Here is a 15,665-nt window from a genome sequence, read left to right as displayed (position 1 = left end):
AAGGCAAAAACGGCGCTCAGCTTAATGCGCCGGCAGCCGTTAGCAAGGCACCTGCGCACAATTAGTGTTCATCGACGCGCGGCAACGTGTATCTTCTGGCTGCTATAACCCCGATTCCGACGTTTTTTTCCGACTTTTCGTGCCGAAGGCTGGCACTTCGGTGGCAACGCGGTGGTCATAGCCTGCGAACTTCATTCAGCCCGTTTCCTCTTAGGGATTAAGTCATGCTCCGTTCCTTGCGCTGTGCTGCCTTACTCGGCAGCCTTTTTTTGAGTGCGTCAGCACTGGCCGTCGACATCGACCAGGCCACCTATGGCTACCCTTTGACCAACCCGTTCGAAGCGACCATCGCCACCACCCCGCCTGATCTTCGGCCCAAATTACCGACCAACGATGAGATCAACCAGTCCGACTACACCCTGAACATGCGCCCCGAGCGCGAATTCAGTTTGCCGGACAATTTCTGGGCAGTGAAGAAACTCACCTACCGTATCGCCAAACAAGACCGCGCCGCGCCGTTGATCTTCCTGATCGCAGGCACCGGTGCGCGTTTTGACAGCAGCATCAATGAATACCTGAAAAAACTGTATTACCAAGCCGGCTACCACGTGGTGCAGTTGTCTTCACCGACCAGCTTCGACTTCATCGCCTCAGCGTCGCGCTTCGCCACTCCCGGTATCAGCCAGGAAGACGCCGAGGACATGTACCGCGTGATGCAAGCTGTGCGCGCACAGAACGCCTCTCTGCCAGTGACCGACTTCTACCTCACCGGCTACAGCCTGGGCGCCCTGGATGCGGCATTTGTCAGCAAGCTCGACGAGACCCGTCGCAGCTTCAACTTCAAGAAAGTGCTGCTGCTCAACCCGCCGGTCAACCTCTACACCTCGATCACCAACCTCGACAAGCTGGTACAGACCGAGGTTAAGGGCATCAACAACACCACCACCTTCTACGAGTTGGTGTTGAGCAAACTGACCCGTTACTTCCAGCAAAAGGGCTACATCGACCTCAATGACGCCCTGCTCTACGACTTCCAGAACTCCAAGCAGCACCTGACTAACGAACAGATGGCCATGCTGATCGGCACCTCGTTCCGCTTCTCGGCGGCCGACATCGCCTTTACTTCGGACCTGATCAACCGCCGCGGCCTGATCATCCCGCCTAAATACCCGATCACCGAAGGCACCAGCCTCACGCCGTTCCTCAAGCGTGCGCTGCAATGCGACTTCGACTGCTACCTCACCGAACAAGTGATTCCGATGTGGCGCGCGCGCTCCGACGGCGGCAGTTTGCTGCAACTGGTTGACCAAGTGAGCCTGTATGCGCTTAAGGACTACCTGCACGACAGCCCGAAAATCGCAGTCATGCACAACGCCGACGACGTAATCCTCGGCCCGGGCGACCTCGGTTTCCTGCGTAAAACCTTCGGCGATCGCTTGACCGTCTACCCGCTGGGCGGCCACTGCGGCAACCTCAATTACCGCGTCAACGCCGACGCCATGCTGGAGTTCTTCCGTGGCTAAATATCTTCTGCTGCTCGCCGCCCTGATGTGCGCGGGCGTCGCCAATGCCGACAACAGCAAGGCGCACGAACCGGTCAAGGTCGACTCTGACGGTTTCAAGGAGCCGCTGACCAAGCTCAAGTTCAACCCGGGCCTGGACCAGCGCGAGTTCGAACGTTCATCGCTCACCGCGCTCAACGTGTACGACCCACTGGAATCGTGGAACCGCCGCGTATACCACTTTAACTACCGTTTCGACCAATGGGTGTTCCTGCCGGTGGTTGACGGTTACCGCTATGTCACGCCGAGCTTCCTGCGCACCGGTGTGAGCAACTTCTTCAATAACCTGGGTGATGTGCCCAACCTGCTGAACAGCCTGCTGCAATTCAAGGGCCACCGCTCCCTGGAAACCACCGGGCGCCTGCTGCTCAACACCACCATCGGCGTCGCCGGTCTGTGGGACCCGGCCACCGCGATGGGCCTGCCGCGCCAGAGCGAAGACTTCGGCCAGACCCTGGGCTTCTACGGCGTGCCCGGCGGTGCGTACTTGGTGCTACCGATCTTCGGTCCGTCAAACCTGCGCGACACCACCGGCCTGATCGTCGACTACGGCGCCGAAACCGAAATCAACTTCCTCAACGTGTCCAAGGTCAGCGAAAACCACCCGGAAATCTGGGCCCTGCGTGCCGTCGACAAGCGCTACCAGACCAGCTTCCGCTACGGCCAGATGAACTCGCCGTTTGAGTATGAGAAGGTGCGCTACATCTACACCGAATCGCGCAAGTTGCAGATTGCCGAGTAAACGCCATCCAGATACGAAAAAGCCACTCACCTAAGTGAGTGGCTTTTTTGTTTCTGCTCCAACAATCACTCAGCAGTGCGTGACGTATCCACAGAGCGGCTAGCCGGTTGTTCCTTAGCGCCCGGGTATAACCCAAAACCAACCCAGAAGAGCGACCCGACAACAGGCAACAACGTCCAGAACGAGTTGACTTGGCTAATACCGTTATCCGTGAGCCTACGGCATAACAGAGTGACCTTGGCTGGCAGCATCAGCAGCAAGTAACCCAAGCCCGCCCTGGATAGGCCAAACAGAGCTGCAGATCTTAGGAAGGATTAAATCGGTCCTCTATAACGCTAGCAGCGCGGCCAGCCTGTACTGCCGTGAATACGTTCAAACACCCGACGCGCAAGGGCTGCGCCTGTATCATTGAGCGCTGCGCCAAGCCGGTGCTACCATGCCCGACCGCCTGTCTTGGCAAGGATATTCCTAGTTTATGAGCACCATTCGCGAGCGCAATAAAGAACTGATCCTGCGGGCGGCCAGTGAGGAGTTTGCCGACAAGGGCTTCGCCGCGACTAAAACCAGCGACATCGCCGCCAAGGCCGGGCTGCCCAAGCCCAACGTTTACTACTACTTCAAGTCCAAGGACAACCTGTATCGCGAGGTGCTCGAGAGTATTATCGAGCCGATCCTGGCCGCGTCCACGCCGTTCAATCCCGACGGTGAGCCGGCGGTGGTGCTGAGCAATTACATCCGCTCGAAAATCCGCATCTCCCGCGACCTGCCGTTTGCCTCCAAAGTATTCGCCAGCGAAATCATGCACGGCGCGCCGCACCTGAGCAGCCAGCAAGTCGAGCAACTGAACGCCCAGGCCAAGCACAACATCGACTGCATCCAGAGCTGGGTAGACCGTGGCCTGATCGCGGCCATTGACCCTAATCACCTGATGTTCAGCATCTGGGCGGCGACGCAGACGTATGCCGATTTTGATTGGCAGATCTCGGCGGTAACCGGGAAAGCCAAGCTGGATGAGGCAGATTATGAAGCAGCGGCGCAGACGATTATTCGGTTGGTGTTGAAGGGGTGTGAGCCGGACTGATAAACCGTGGTGTGGCCATCGCAGGCAAGCCCGCTCCCACATTTGCTACTGTGCCAGACACACGCTGTATGAACACCGCAAAGCCAATGTGGGGGCGGGCTTGCCCACGATGGCAAGCTATCGGTCACCTAATAATCAAGCAGACACCCCCGCATCCGCCAACAACCCGACCCCCTCAATCGCCGTAATCGCGCACTGCTCATCAATGTCCGACGTGTCCCCACTGATCCCGATCGCCCCCAGTACCGCCCCCGCCTGATCCCGAATCAATACCCCGCCCGGCGCCGGCACCACGCTGCCCTGCCCCAGGCTGTTCAACGCCGCGATAAAGGCCGGGCGTTGCTGCGCGTCCAACGCCAGCAAACGTGAGCCCTTGCCTAGGGCAATCGCGCCCCAGGCTTTGCCAATGGCGATTTGCGGGCGCAGCAGGCTGGCGCCGTCTTCGCGCTGCAGGGTGACCAAGTGTCCGCCATTGTCGAGCACTGCAATGGTAAGCGGCGCGGCGGAAATGGTGCGACCTGCGGTGATGGCCTGACCGGCCAGGTTGACTGCGATTTTCAAGGTTAAAGCGCTCATAGCTGCCGTCCTTATCTTGTTATGGGTAAAGCGGTGGAGGTCTGATTGATCAGAAGCTCGATCAAACAAATAGAACACAATAAAGTTTATTTCTGTATACAATATTTTCGCACAAAGGCTCCATACGTCGAAAAAAGCCGTTCCGACGAACGCAAAGGTCAGTGAATGAAATGGATTGACCTGCGCCGCTCGCCGTGAATACACTTTGAGCAGACACCACTTGTATACAATTACAAAACGCAAGAGGCACCAAAACCATGAGCAAAATGAGAGCAATCGAAGCCGCCGTCCTGGTGATGCGCCGTGAAGGTGTCGACACTGCCTTCGGTATTCCAGGCGCCGCCATCAACCCGTTGTATTCGGCCTTGCAGAAGGTCGGTGGCATCGATCACGTCCTTGCTCGCCATGTTGAAGGCGCCTCGCATATGGCCGAGGGCTACACCCGCACCAAGGCCGGTAATATCGGCGTGTGCATCGGCACCTCGGGCCCGGCGGGCACCGACATGGTCACGGGTCTTTACAGCGCCTCGGCCGACTCGATCCCGATTCTCTGCATCACCGGCCAAGCCCCGCGTGCACGCATGCACAAGGAAGATTTCCAGGCGGTCGATATCACCAGCATCGTCAAGCCGGTGACCAAGTGGGCGACCACCGTCCTCGAACCCGGCCAGGTGCCCTACGCGTTCCAGAAAGCATTCTATGAAATGCGTTCCGGCCGCCCCGGCCCGGTGCTGATCGACCTGCCGTTTGACGTGCAGATGGCCGAGATCGAATTCGACATCGACGCCTACCAGCCATTGCCGCTCGCCAAGCCGCTGGCCACGCGCATCCAGGTCGAAAAAGCCCTGGCGCTGCTCGACCAGGCCGAGCGCCCGTTGCTGGTGAGCGGCGGCGGCGTGATCAACGCCGACGCCAGCGAACTGCTGGTGGAGTTCGCCGAGCTGACCGGCATCCCGGTGATCCCGACCCTGATGGGCTGGGGCACGATCCCGGACGACCACCCGCTGATGGTGGGCATGGTCGGCCTGCAAACCTCGCACCGTTATGGCAACGCGACGATGCTCAAGTCGGACGTGGTGCTGGGCATCGGTAACCGCTGGGCCAACCGCCACACTGGTTCGGTGGAGGTGTACACCGAAGACCGCAAATTCATTCACGTGGACATCGAGCCGACGCAGATTGGCCGCGTGTTCACCCCGGACCTGGGCATTGTTTCGGACGCCGGTTCTGCGTTGACGATGTTCATTGAAGTGGCCCGCGAGTGGAAAGCCGCAGGCAAGCTCAAGGACCGCAGCGCCTGGCTCAATGACTGCCAACAACGCAAAGCCACCCTGCACCGCAAGACCCACTTCGACAACGTGCCGGTCAAGCCGCAACGGGTGTACGAAGAGATGAACCAGGTGTTCGGCAAAGACACTTGCTACGTCAGCACCATCGGCCTGTCACAGATTGCCGGCGCGCAATTCCTGCACGTCTATAAGCCACGCCACTGGATCAACTGCGGCCAGGCCGGCCCGTTGGGCTGGACCATTCCGGCGGCGCTCGGTGTGGTCAAGGCAGACCCGAGCCGCAACGTGGTGGCGCTGTCAGGCGACTATGACTTCCAGTTCATGATCGAAGAGCTGGCCGTGGGCGCGCAGTTCAAGCTGCCATACATCCACGTGGTGGTGAACAACTCCTACCTGGGTTTGATCCGCCAGGCCCAGCGCGGGTTTGAAATGGACTACTGCGTACAACTGTCCTTCGACAACCTCAACGCTCCGGAGCTCAACGGCTACGGCGTGGACCACGTCGCGGTCGCTGAAGGCCTGGGTTGCAAGGCCCTGCGCGTATTCGAACCGGGCCAGATTGCGCCGGCGTTGCGCAAGGCCAAGGAGATGATTGAAGAATTCAAGGTGCCGGTGATTGTTGAGATTATTCTGGAGCGCGTGACCAATATTTCTATGGGCACCGAGATCAACGCCGTCAACGAATTCGAAGATCTGGCCCTGGTCGGCAATGATGCGCCGACTGCCATTTCCCTGCTCGATTAAGGAGAACCCTATGCCGCGTTTTGCCGCCAACCTGTCCATGCTGTTTACCGAGCAGGACTTTCTCGCCCGTTTCAAAGCGGCTGCCAATGCCGGCTTCCAAGGTGTCGAGTACCTGTTCCCGTACGAATTCAGCTCCGCCGAGATCAAGGCACACCTGGATGCTAACGGCCTGACCCAAGTGCTGTTCAACCTGCCGGCCGGTGACTGGGCTCAGGGCGAACGTGGCCTGGCGTGCCACCCGGACCGAGTCGAGGAGTTCCGTGCCGGGGTCAAGCTCGCCATCGCCTATGCCCAGGTGCTCGGCAACACGCAGATCAACTGCCTGGCGGGCATCCGTCCGCAAGGCGTTGACGACGACACCGTGGAAAAAACCTTTGTCGCCAACCTCAAGTACGCCGCCGACAAGCTGCAAGCGGCAGGCATCAAGCTGGTGATGGAGATGATCAACACCCGCGACATTCCTGGCTTCTACCTCAACAACACGGCGCAAGCCCTGTCGATTCGCGAGCAAGTGGGCAGCGCTAACCTGTTCCTGCAATACGACATCTATCACATGCAAATCATGGAAGGCGACCTGGCCCGGACCATGGCCGCGCACCTGGGCGAGATCAATCACATCCAACTGGCCGACAACCCAGGGCGTCACGAGCCAGGGACTGGGGAGATCAACTATCGCTTCCTGTTCGAGCATTTGGACCGCATCGGTTACACCGGTTGGGTGGGCTGTGAATACAAGCCGCTGACCACCACTGAAGCGGGGTTGGGTTGGCTCAAAACCCATAACGCGATCTAACAGACACACCCCACATTGGGATCGCCTGTGTTTGGCAGGTCGCGCCAGGCCTGCCCACCTAATAAAAAGAGGATTTTGATCATGGCTAAAATCGGATTTATCGGCACCGGCATCATGGGGGAACCGATGGCTGCAAACCTGCAGAAAGCAGGTCACCAACTGTTCCTGTCAGAACACCACGGCAAAGCACCTCAAACCCTGATCGACGCTGGCGCCGTGGCCTTGGCCAACCCGCAGCAAGTAGCGCAGGAAGCCGAATTCATCATCGTCATGGTGCCCGACACCCCGCAGGTCGCTGACGTGCTATTGCGCGCCGACGGCGTGGCTGCCGGCTTGTCACCGAACAAGGTGGTGATCGACATGAGCTCGATCTCGCCCACCGCGACCAAGGCCTTCGCCGCCAAGATCAACCAGAGCGGCGCACAGTACCTCGACGCCCCGGTGTCCGGTGGTGAAGTGGGCGCCAAGGCTGGCACCTTGAGCATCATGGTCGGTGGCGAACCGCAGACGTTTGAACGCGCCCTGCCGCTGCTGCAGAGCATGGGTAAGAACATCACCCTGGTCGGTGGCAATGGCGATGGGCAGACCGCCAAGGTCGCCAACCAGATCATCGTCGCACTGAACATTCAGGCAGTGGCCGAGGCGTTGCTGTTCGCCTCGAAAAACGGCGCTGACCCAGCCAAGGTGCGTGAAGCGCTGATGGGGGGGTTTGCTTCGTCAAAAATCCTCGAAGTGCATGGCGAGCGGATGATCAAGGGCACCTTTGATCCGGGCTTCCGTATCAACCTGCACCAGAAGGATTTGAATTTGGCGCTGGCCGGGGCCAAAGAGCTGGGTATCAACCTGCCGAACACCGCCGGTACGCAGCAGGTGTTCAGTACGTGCGCGGCGATTGGCGGCAGCAATTGGGACCACTCGGCGCTGATCAAGGGGCTGGAACATATGGCGAATTTTTCGATTCGCGATAAGTAAACCGACACCGCAGCCGCTTTGAAATTGATGCATCTCTAATAACAAAAACTCCCCGGGAGCCCGCTTATGTCGGTCGATCCGCAACACCTGCTTCGCGAGCTGTTTGCCACAGCTATCGACGCCGCCCACCCCCGGCAAGTCCTTGAACCTTACCTGCCCGCCGACCGCAGTGGCCGGGTGATCGTGATCGGCGCGGGCAAAGCCGCCGCTGCCATGGCACTCGTCGTCGAAAATTGCTGGCAGGGCGAGGTCTCGGGCCTGGTAGTGACCCGCTACGGCCACGGCGCACCGTGCAAAAAAATCGAAGTGGTCGAAGCTGCGCACCCCGTACCCGATGCGGCCGGCCTGGCGGTAGCCAAGCGCGTGCTGACACTGATCAGCAACCTCACCGAAGACGACCGCGTGATCTTCCTGCTGTCCGGTGGCGGTTCCGCCTTGCTGGCCCTGCCCGCCGAAGGCATCACCCTGGCCGACAAGCAAGCCATCAACAAAGCCCTGCTTAAATCTGGCGCAACCATTGGCGAGATGAATTGCGTGCGCAAGCACCTCTCGGCGATCAAGGGCGGGCGACTGGCCAAGGCCGCATGGCCGGCGACGGTCTACACCTATGCGATCTCCGACGTGCCGGGCGATCAAGCCACCGTCATCGCTTCCGGCCCCACCGTCGGCGACCCGAGCACTTCGCCACAAGCCCTGGCGATCCTCAAGCGCTACGGCATCGACGCGCCCGCCTCGGTGCGCAGCTGGTTGCAGAACCCGGCCTCGGAAACCGTTAAACCCGGCGACCCGGTACTCGCCCGCAGCCACTTCCAATTGATCGCCCGCCCGCAGCAGTCGCTGGAAGCGGTGGCGGTGAAAGTACGCCAGGCCGGGTTCAGCCCGTTGATCCTCGGCGACCTCGAAGGCGAAGCGCGGGACGTGGCCAAGGTGCACGCTGGCATCGCCCGGCAGATCGTCCAGCATGGCCAACCGCTGGCAGCGCCGTGCGTGATTCTATCTGGCGGTGAAACCACGGTCACCGTGCGCGGCGGTGGCCGTGGTGGGCGCAACGCCGAATTCCTGCTGAGCCTCACTGACAGCCTCAAGGGCCTGCCCGGCGTTTACGCCTTGGCCGGTGACACCGACGGCATCGACGGCTCGGAAGACAACGCTGGCGTGATCATGACCCCCACCAGCTATGCCCGCGCCGAAGCCTTGGGGCTGTCGGCCAGCGACGAGCTGGACAACAACAATGGCTACGGCTACTTCGCCGCGCTCGACGGTTTGATCGTCACCGAACCGACCCGTACCAACGTCAATGACTTGCGCGCCATCCTGATTCTTGAGACTGCCAAACATGACGCCTGACAAGAAGGTCAAAATCCTCGCCACCCTGGGCCCGGCCACCGACGGCATCGATGACATCCGCGAGCTGGTGGAGGCCGGGGTGAATATCTTCCGCCTCAATTTCAGCCATGGCGACCACGCTGATCACGCCCAGCGCTACCAGTGGATTCGCCAGGTAGAACGCCAACTCAATTACCCCCTGGGCATCCTCATGGACCTGCAAGGGCCGAAGCTGCGCATCGGGCAGTTCGCCGAGGGCAAGGTGCAACTGGTACGCGGCCAGGCTTTGCGCCTGGACCTGGACCCGACGCCAGGCGATCAGCGCCGGGTTAACTTGCCGCACCCGGAAATCATCGCGGCCTTGGAGCCAGGCATGGACCTACTCGTCGACGACGGCAAGCTGCGTCTGCGCGTGATCACCAAACATGCCAACGCGATCGACACCACCGTACTGAATGGCGGCGAACTGTCTGACCGCAAAGGCGTGAATATCCCACAAGCCCTGCTGGAACTCAGCCCGCTGACCGCCAAGGACCGCCGCGACCTGAGCTTCGGCCTGGAGTTGGGCGTGGACTGGGTGGCGCTATCGTTTGTGCAGCGCCCGGAAGATATCCGCGAAGCCCGCGAGTTGATCGGCGACAAGGCATTTCTGATGGCCAAGATCGAGAAGCCTTCGGCCGTGCAACGGCTGCAGGAAATCGCCGAACTGAGCGACGCGATCATGGTGGCCAGAGGCGACCTGGGCGTTGAAGTGCCCGCCGAGAGCGTGCCGCAGATCCAGAAAGACATCATCAGCACCTGCCGCCAGTTGGGCAAGCCAGTGGTAGTGGCCACGCAGATGCTCGAGTCCATGCGCTTCTCTCCGGCGCCGACTCGCGCGGAGGTGACGGATGTGGCCAACGCCGTGGCGGAAGGTGCGGACGCGGTGATGCTGTCGGCGGAAACCGCCTCGGGTGAGTACCCGCTGGAAGCCGTGCAGATGATGAGCAAGATCATCCGCCAGGTGGAAAACGGCCCGGACTACCAGACACAGCTGGACGTCAGCCGGCCCAAGGCCGATGCCACGGTGTCGGATGCGATCAGCTGCGCGATTCGCCGTATCAGCAGCATCCTGCCGGTGGCGGTGCTGGTGAACTACAGCGAGTCCGGCAGTTCCAGCCTGCGCGCGGCACGGGAACGGCCGGTGGCGCCGATCCTCAACCTTACGCCCAACCTCTCTACCGCGCGCCGCTTGAGCGTGGCGTGGGGTGTGCACTCGGTGGTCAATGATCGGCTGCGCCAGGTGGACGAGGTGTGTTCCACAGCGCTGGAGATTGCTCAGGCGCAGGGGATGGCGCAGCGCGGGGATACGTTGGTGATTACGGCGGGGGTGCCGTTTGGGCAGCCGGGGTCGACCAACTCGCTGCGCATCGAGACGTTGATTTAGCGCCTGTAAGGGCCTCATCGCGGGCAAGCCCGACTCCCACATTTTGATGTGCAATACATTCAAATGTGGGAGCTGGCTTGCCTGCGATTGGGGGCGACTCGGTCTCACTGACTAAGCCACCATGCACAACCCTACCTGCCCCGACTGGGCCGAGGCCCTGCTCAATGGCTTCAGCCAGATCTTCCTGCAACGCCAGCCACTGTGTGGCCTGTTATGCCTGCTGGCCATTCTGATCGGCGCCCCGGCCTTATTCGGCGGAGCTCTGCTAGGTGGCGTGGCGGGTTTGCTCACGGCCCAGCGCCGGGGTTATCCCAAGGCAGAGCGCCAGGCTGGTCTGTATAGCTACAACGGCGTGCTGCTGGGCTTGTTGATCAGCCAGCACTTCGCCTGGTCGGCCTTGTTGCCGCCGCTGATCCTGGCGTGCGGCGGCTTGAGTGCGATGCTCACGCGCCAATGGTTGAAACAGGCCACGCAAGCGGATGACTTGCCCGCCTACACTGCGCCTTTTGTCGGCCTCGCCTGGTTGCTGCTGGGCACAGCGCCTGCAAGCACGCTCACCTTGACCGAACCCGACAGCCTCGGCGTGCTCACTGCGCCCTTCACTGGGCTCGCGCAAATCATGCTGCTGGACCAACCACTGGCCGGCGCCCTGATCGCGTTTGGGCTGTTGCTGGCCGACCGCCGTGGCGCGCTGTGGGCGCTGATCGGCGCCGCCAGTGGCGTGTGGTTCGCCCTGCTGATGGGCGAAACCAGCAGCGCCCTTCTCGGCCTGCACAGCTACAACCCGGCGTTGGCCGCGCTGGCGTTGAGCCAGAAGCGCCGCCAACCTTGGTTGCCGCTGCTCGGCATAGGCCTGGCGATCATCTTCACGCCGGGGTTCAGCGCCCTGCAGCTGCCGACGCTGACCGCACCGTTTATCCTCGCCTGCTGGCTGGTACGCGCCAGCCAGCGGTTGTTCAAAGCCCGCGTGGACAGCCCGTTCGAATCCCCCTAGGCTTGCTCGATATTCAATTTGGGCGGGTTCTATGGACAGTAACAACGACTGGCGTCAACGGCTCTACGTCATGGTTTTCCAAAGTGATACAGCGGCAGGGCGCCGCTTTGACGGCATCCTGTTGCTGATCATCCTTGCCAGCATTGTGATCGTGATGCTCGACAGCATCGACCAGATTCACCAGAACTACGCGAATCTGCTGGCCTATATCGAGTGGGGCTTCACGCTGATCTTCGCCATCGAATACGGCTTGCGCCTGTATTGCTCGCCCAAACCTTTGCGCTACGCCTTCAGCTTTTATGGATTGGTTGACTTGCTGGCCATCGTGCCCGGCATCCTCGCGCTGTATTACAGCGACGCGCAGTACCTGCTGATCATCCGCATCATTCGGATGCTGCGGATCTTCCGCGTGCTCAAACTCAGCCCGTACCTCAAGCAAGCCAACTATCTGATGGCGGCATTGCGCGGCAGCAAGCAGAAGATCGTGGTGTTCCTAGTGAGCGTGTGCACCCTGGTCACGGTGTTCGGCACCCTGATGTACGTGATCGAAGGCCCCGAACATGGGTTTACCAGCATTCCCAAGGGCATCTATTGGGCGATTGTGACCCTGACCACCGTGGGCTTTGGCGACATCGTGCCGAAGACGCCATTGGGCCAGGTGATCTCGTCGCTGGTGATGATCACCGGTTATTCGATCATCGCCGTGCCCACCGGGATTTTCACCGCAGAGCTGGCGAGCGCCATGCGCGGCGAACAGCTGCAACACGACTGCCCGGTGTGCAAAAAAGACAGCCATGAGCCCAACGCGGCGTTTTGCTCGCGCTGTGGCAGCAAGCTTTTTTCATAAAGTGGAATAAGCAAAGTCCGTTTTAATCTTTAAACGTCTATGCGCGCCCGGCTATAGTCGCTGGCAAATTGCCCTCACTCAATCGAACGCCTTCTCGAACAACAAGGAATGAGCAGTGAAAAAACTCGTTAGCGCCTCTCTTCTGGCCGCCGGCCTTGCCCTGGCGGGCGCCGTCCAGGCGGCCCCCGTCACACTGCTCAATGTCTCCTATGACGTGATGCGCGACTTCTACAAGGACTACAACGCCGCTTTCCAGAAACACTGGGAAGCCGAGCACCCGAATGACAAGCTGACCTTGCAGATGTCTTTCGGCGGGTCCAGCAAACAAGCCCGCTCGGTGATCGACGGCCTGCCGGCTGACGTGATCACCATGAACATGGCGACCGACATCAACGCGTTGGTCGACAACGGCAAACTGGTGCCGGACAACTGGGTGACCCGCCTGCCGAACAACAGCGCACCGTTCACCTCCGCCACCGTGTTTATCGTGCGCAAAGGCAACCCAAAAGCCCTGAAAGACTGGCCGGACCTGCTCAAGGATGGCGTGCAAGTGATCGTACCGAACCCGAAAACCTCGGGTAACGGCCGCTACACCTACCTGTCGGCGTGGGGTTATGTACTGAAAAACGGCGGTGATGACGACAAGGCTAAGACCTTTGTCGGCAAGCTGTTCAAACAAGCGCCGGTGCTGGACACCGGCGGCCGTGCCGCCACCACCACGTTCATGACCAACCAGATCGGCGACGTGCTGGTGACCTTTGAAAACGAAGCGGAAATGATCGCCCGTGAATTCGGCCGTGATCAGTTCGAAGTGATCTACCCAAGCGTCTCCGCCGAAGCTGAGCCGCCGGTGTCGGTCGTCGACAAAGTGGTCGAAAAGAAAGGCACCCGCGTGGCCGCCGAAGACTACTTGAAGTACCTGTGGTCGCCTGAAGGTCAGGAAATCGCAGCTAACAACTACCTGCGCCCACGTGATCCGAAGGTGCTGGCCAAGTACACCGACCGCTTCCCGAAAGTCGACTTCCTGTCGGTCGAGAAGACCTTTGGCGACTGGCGCACCGTGCAGAAAACCCACTTCAATGATGGTGGGATTTTTGACCAGATCTACAGCGGGCAGTAAATCGCTCTAACTGAAAAAATGCAGTCAAGTGTGGGAGCTGGCTTGCCTGCTCCCACATTTGTTTTGTGTTGGGTCCGTTACATCGGCGGTGTAACCCCATCCTTGCCGGCTGAGATCGCCTGGGCCGTAATGGTCCCATCCGCGCCCTGCGCCGCAAACAACACCACCTTCACGCCCGTCTTGAGCAAGCTGCGATCGCCCGGCTCCAGGTTCACGATCGGCACATCATCCGGCACCACAATCTTCTGCTCGCCGCCTTTGTACTTCACGGTCAAGGTACGCCCGTTGCTGACCACCAGGTCGCCGACGGTGCCGTTGGTCATGCTGCTGCCTTCTTTCAAGTCGAACGCACGGTGGCCGTCGCCCGTGCCGGCCATGGCCGGCGGGAACACGTGGACTTCCAGTGCCGTCAGAGTGCCGTCAGCATTTGGCATGGCGGCAGAACCGATATAGCTGCCGGGCTTGATCTCATCAATCTTGGCCAAGGTCACGGCGCGCACTTGGGTGTCTTGGGTCAGGTGCACGGTCACCTCTTCACCGCTGTTGACCTTGACGTGCATTGCATCGCCGTCGATCGCCGTGATGGCGCCGCGCACACCCATTCGTGGAGCATCGGCGGCCTTGGCGGCGTTGGCCAACCCAATGGCCATGGCCGCAGCAAGCGTTGAAGCCAGGATCATCTTGTTCAGCGTGATTTTCATGAAAGTGGATTTCCTGTTTCGGCAGTTGTGACTGAATGTATCATTGCCGTTCAACCCAAAAGTTAACGTTTCAGTCATTAATTTGCGGCATGAGTGATATCACTGACAGCGCCCTACTACGGCCCTGGCGTTGTCTTTACTCTCGCACGCCATCTTCCTTCGCTTTTACGAGAACACCATGCACGCTACCCCACACGCTACAGGCACCATGACCCGAGGCATGGTCATGCTTTTTGCGTTCTGCTGCGGCGCCATTGTCGCCAACATCTACTACGCCCAGCCGATCATCGAATTGATCGCGCCGGACATCGGCCTGACCCCGGCGATGGCCAGCCTGATCGTGTCACTGACGCAAATCGGCTACGCCTTGGGCCTGTTCTTCTTGGTGCCGCTGGGCGACCTGCTGGAAAACCGCAAGCTGATGATCGCCACCACGGTACTGGCCATCGCCAGCCTACTGGGTGCCGCCTTCACCGAGCAGCCGAATTTGTTCCTTCTTGTGTCGTTGCTGATCGGGTTCAGTTCCGTCTCGGTTCAAATTCTGATCCCGCTGGCCGCACACCTGGCGCCTGCCGAGTCCCGTGGCCGCGTGGTCGGCAGCATTATGGGCGGCCTGCTGCTGGGTATCCTGCTGGCACGGCCGGTGTCCAGCGTCGTGGCTGACCACTTTGGCTGGCGTGCGATGTTCATGGCCGCCGCCGCGTTGATGGCGTTCATCAGCGTGGTATTGCTGATGACCATCCCCAAACGTCAGCCCGACCATAGTGCCAGCTACGGCCAGTTGCTGCGCTCGCTGGGCACCCTGCTGCGTGAACAACCGGTACTGCGCCAGCGCGCGTTTTACCAAGGCTGCATGTTCGCTACGTTCAGCCTGTTCTGGACCGCCGTCCCGCTGGAACTGGTGCGCAACCATGGCCTGAGCCAAACCCAGATTGCGATCTTCGCCCTGGTGGGTGCCATCGGCGCCATCGCCGCGCCCATCGCTGGCCGCCTGGCCGATGCCGGCCACACCCATCGCGCCTCGCTGCTGGCGATGCTGTTGGGTGCCTTGAGTTTCCTGCCGGCCTTTGTACACCCGTTGTACAGCGTGATCGGCCTGGCGGTGACAGGCGTGGTGCTGGATTTTTGCGTGCAGATGAACATGGTCCTCGGCCAACGTGCTATTTACACCCTCGACGCCAACAGCCGCAGCCGCCTGAACGCGCTGTACATGACCAGCATCTTCATCGGCGGCGCGTTCGGTTCGGCAATTGCCAGCAGCGTGTATGAACACGGCGGGTGGCTGGGCGTAATGCTGGTGGGCAGTGTGTTCCCGCTGGTGGCGTTGCTACGCTTCCTCAGTGCCTCGCGTGGCGCCTCGGTCGCAACCGCCTGAGTGCCCTCAGGAGCGCACCAACGTCTCCAAGGCCGCCTTCGCCAGATATGGTGGTCGACGACAACTGGGTTGCCTCTGCCGACTTGTTGGCCCAAGGCAGCCGCGTTTGTCGAGTAC

Annotated in this window: 14 protein-coding genes; 12 read left to right on the top strand and 2 right to left on the bottom strand. The window is 60.4% G+C overall.

Annotated elements, in window-relative coordinates; all coding sequences use genetic code 11:
- The first annotated feature begins 224 nt into the window (after positions 1 to 224).
- The 3 genes from FW764_RS12100 (at position 225) to FW764_RS12090 (ending at position 3,385) form a co-directional block, all read left to right on the top strand.
- Positions 225 to 1,523, top strand: coding sequence for a serine/threonine protein kinase (locus FW764_RS12100; protein WP_446434123.1), 1,299 nt, complete (start codon positions 225 to 227; stop codon positions 1,521 to 1,523).
- Positions 1,516 to 2,304 carry an MlaA family lipoprotein gene (locus FW764_RS12095; protein WP_446434122.1) on the top strand — a complete coding sequence of 263 codons (789 nt, stop codon included), beginning with the start codon at positions 1,516 to 1,518 and terminating at the stop codon, positions 2,302 to 2,304. Before FW764_RS12100 ends, FW764_RS12095 begins: the two co-directional genes overlap by 8 nt.
- Positions 2,305 to 2,779: 475 nt before the next feature.
- Positions 2,780 to 3,385: a TetR/AcrR family transcriptional regulator gene (locus FW764_RS12090; protein ID WP_446434121.1), complete on the top strand. Its 606-nt coding sequence runs from the start codon at positions 2,780 to 2,782 to the stop codon at positions 3,383 to 3,385.
- A gap of 135 nt (positions 3,386 to 3,520) precedes the next feature.
- Here the strand turns inward: FW764_RS12090 and FW764_RS12085 are convergent, their stop codons facing one another.
- Positions 3,521 to 3,961 (bottom strand): GlcG/HbpS family heme-binding protein, encoded by a 441-nt coding sequence (locus FW764_RS12085; RefSeq protein WP_446434120.1) that lies wholly within the window; start codon positions 3,959 to 3,961, stop codon positions 3,521 to 3,523.
- 257 nt (positions 3,962 to 4,218) lie between these two features.
- Here FW764_RS12085 and gcl point away from each other — a divergent pair, with 257 nt between their 5' ends.
- From gcl to FW764_RS12045, 8 genes are all read left to right on the top strand, one after another.
- Positions 4,219 to 5,994, top strand: a complete 1,776-nt coding sequence (gene gcl / locus FW764_RS12080; protein WP_446434119.1) for a glyoxylate carboligase — start codon at positions 4,219 to 4,221, stop codon at positions 5,992 to 5,994.
- 10 nt (positions 5,995 to 6,004) lie between these two features.
- Positions 6,005 to 6,787: a hydroxypyruvate isomerase gene (hyi, locus tag FW764_RS12075; RefSeq protein ID WP_446434118.1), complete on the top strand. Its 783-nt coding sequence runs from the start codon at positions 6,005 to 6,007 to the stop codon at positions 6,785 to 6,787.
- Between the two features lie 81 nt (positions 6,788 to 6,868).
- Entirely contained in the window at positions 6,869 to 7,759 is an 891-nt protein-coding gene (locus FW764_RS12070; protein WP_446434117.1) for a 2-hydroxy-3-oxopropionate reductase, read from the top strand.
- Between the two features lie 66 nt (positions 7,760 to 7,825).
- Positions 7,826 to 9,106 carry a glycerate kinase type-2 family protein gene (locus tag FW764_RS12065; RefSeq protein ID WP_446434116.1) on the top strand — a complete coding sequence of 427 codons (1,281 nt, stop codon included), beginning with the start codon at positions 7,826 to 7,828 and terminating at the stop codon, positions 9,104 to 9,106.
- Positions 9,096 to 10,511 (top strand): pyruvate kinase, encoded by a 1,416-nt coding sequence (gene pyk / locus FW764_RS12060; protein WP_446434115.1) that lies wholly within the window; start codon positions 9,096 to 9,098, stop codon positions 10,509 to 10,511. The genes FW764_RS12065 and pyk overlap by 11 nt, the downstream gene beginning before the upstream one ends.
- A gap of 121 nt (positions 10,512 to 10,632) precedes the next feature.
- Entirely contained in the window at positions 10,633 to 11,505 is an 873-nt protein-coding gene (locus FW764_RS12055; protein WP_446434114.1) for an urea transporter, read from the top strand.
- A 31-nt stretch (positions 11,506 to 11,536) separates the two neighbouring features.
- The gene (locus tag FW764_RS12050) at positions 11,537 to 12,352 is read left to right on the top strand and encodes an ion transporter (RefSeq protein ID WP_446434113.1); all 816 of its coding nucleotides are present in this window, start codon (positions 11,537 to 11,539) and stop codon (positions 12,350 to 12,352) included.
- 115 nt (positions 12,353 to 12,467) lie between these two features.
- On the top strand, positions 12,468 to 13,472 hold the full coding sequence (locus FW764_RS12045; RefSeq protein ID WP_446434112.1) for a sulfate ABC transporter substrate-binding protein: 1,005 nt from the start codon (positions 12,468 to 12,470) through the stop codon (positions 13,470 to 13,472).
- A gap of 77 nt (positions 13,473 to 13,549) precedes the next feature.
- Here the strand turns inward: FW764_RS12045 and FW764_RS12040 are convergent, their stop codons facing one another.
- Positions 13,550 to 14,173 carry a DUF5666 domain-containing protein gene (locus FW764_RS12040; protein WP_446434111.1) on the bottom strand — a complete coding sequence of 208 codons (624 nt, stop codon included), beginning with the start codon at positions 14,171 to 14,173 and terminating at the stop codon, positions 13,550 to 13,552.
- 178 nt (positions 14,174 to 14,351) lie between these two features.
- Here FW764_RS12040 and FW764_RS12035 point away from each other — a divergent pair, with 178 nt between their 5' ends.
- Entirely contained in the window at positions 14,352 to 15,548 is a 1,197-nt protein-coding gene (locus FW764_RS12035) for an MFS transporter (RefSeq protein ID WP_446434110.1), read from the top strand.
- Positions 15,549 to 15,665: the final 117 nt, after the last annotated feature.

This window comes from Pseudomonas sp. 1152_12, from assembly GCF_052850675.1.
The sequence above is the reverse complement of the archived record's forward strand: the minus strand, read 5'-3'. Positions and strand labels throughout refer to the sequence as shown.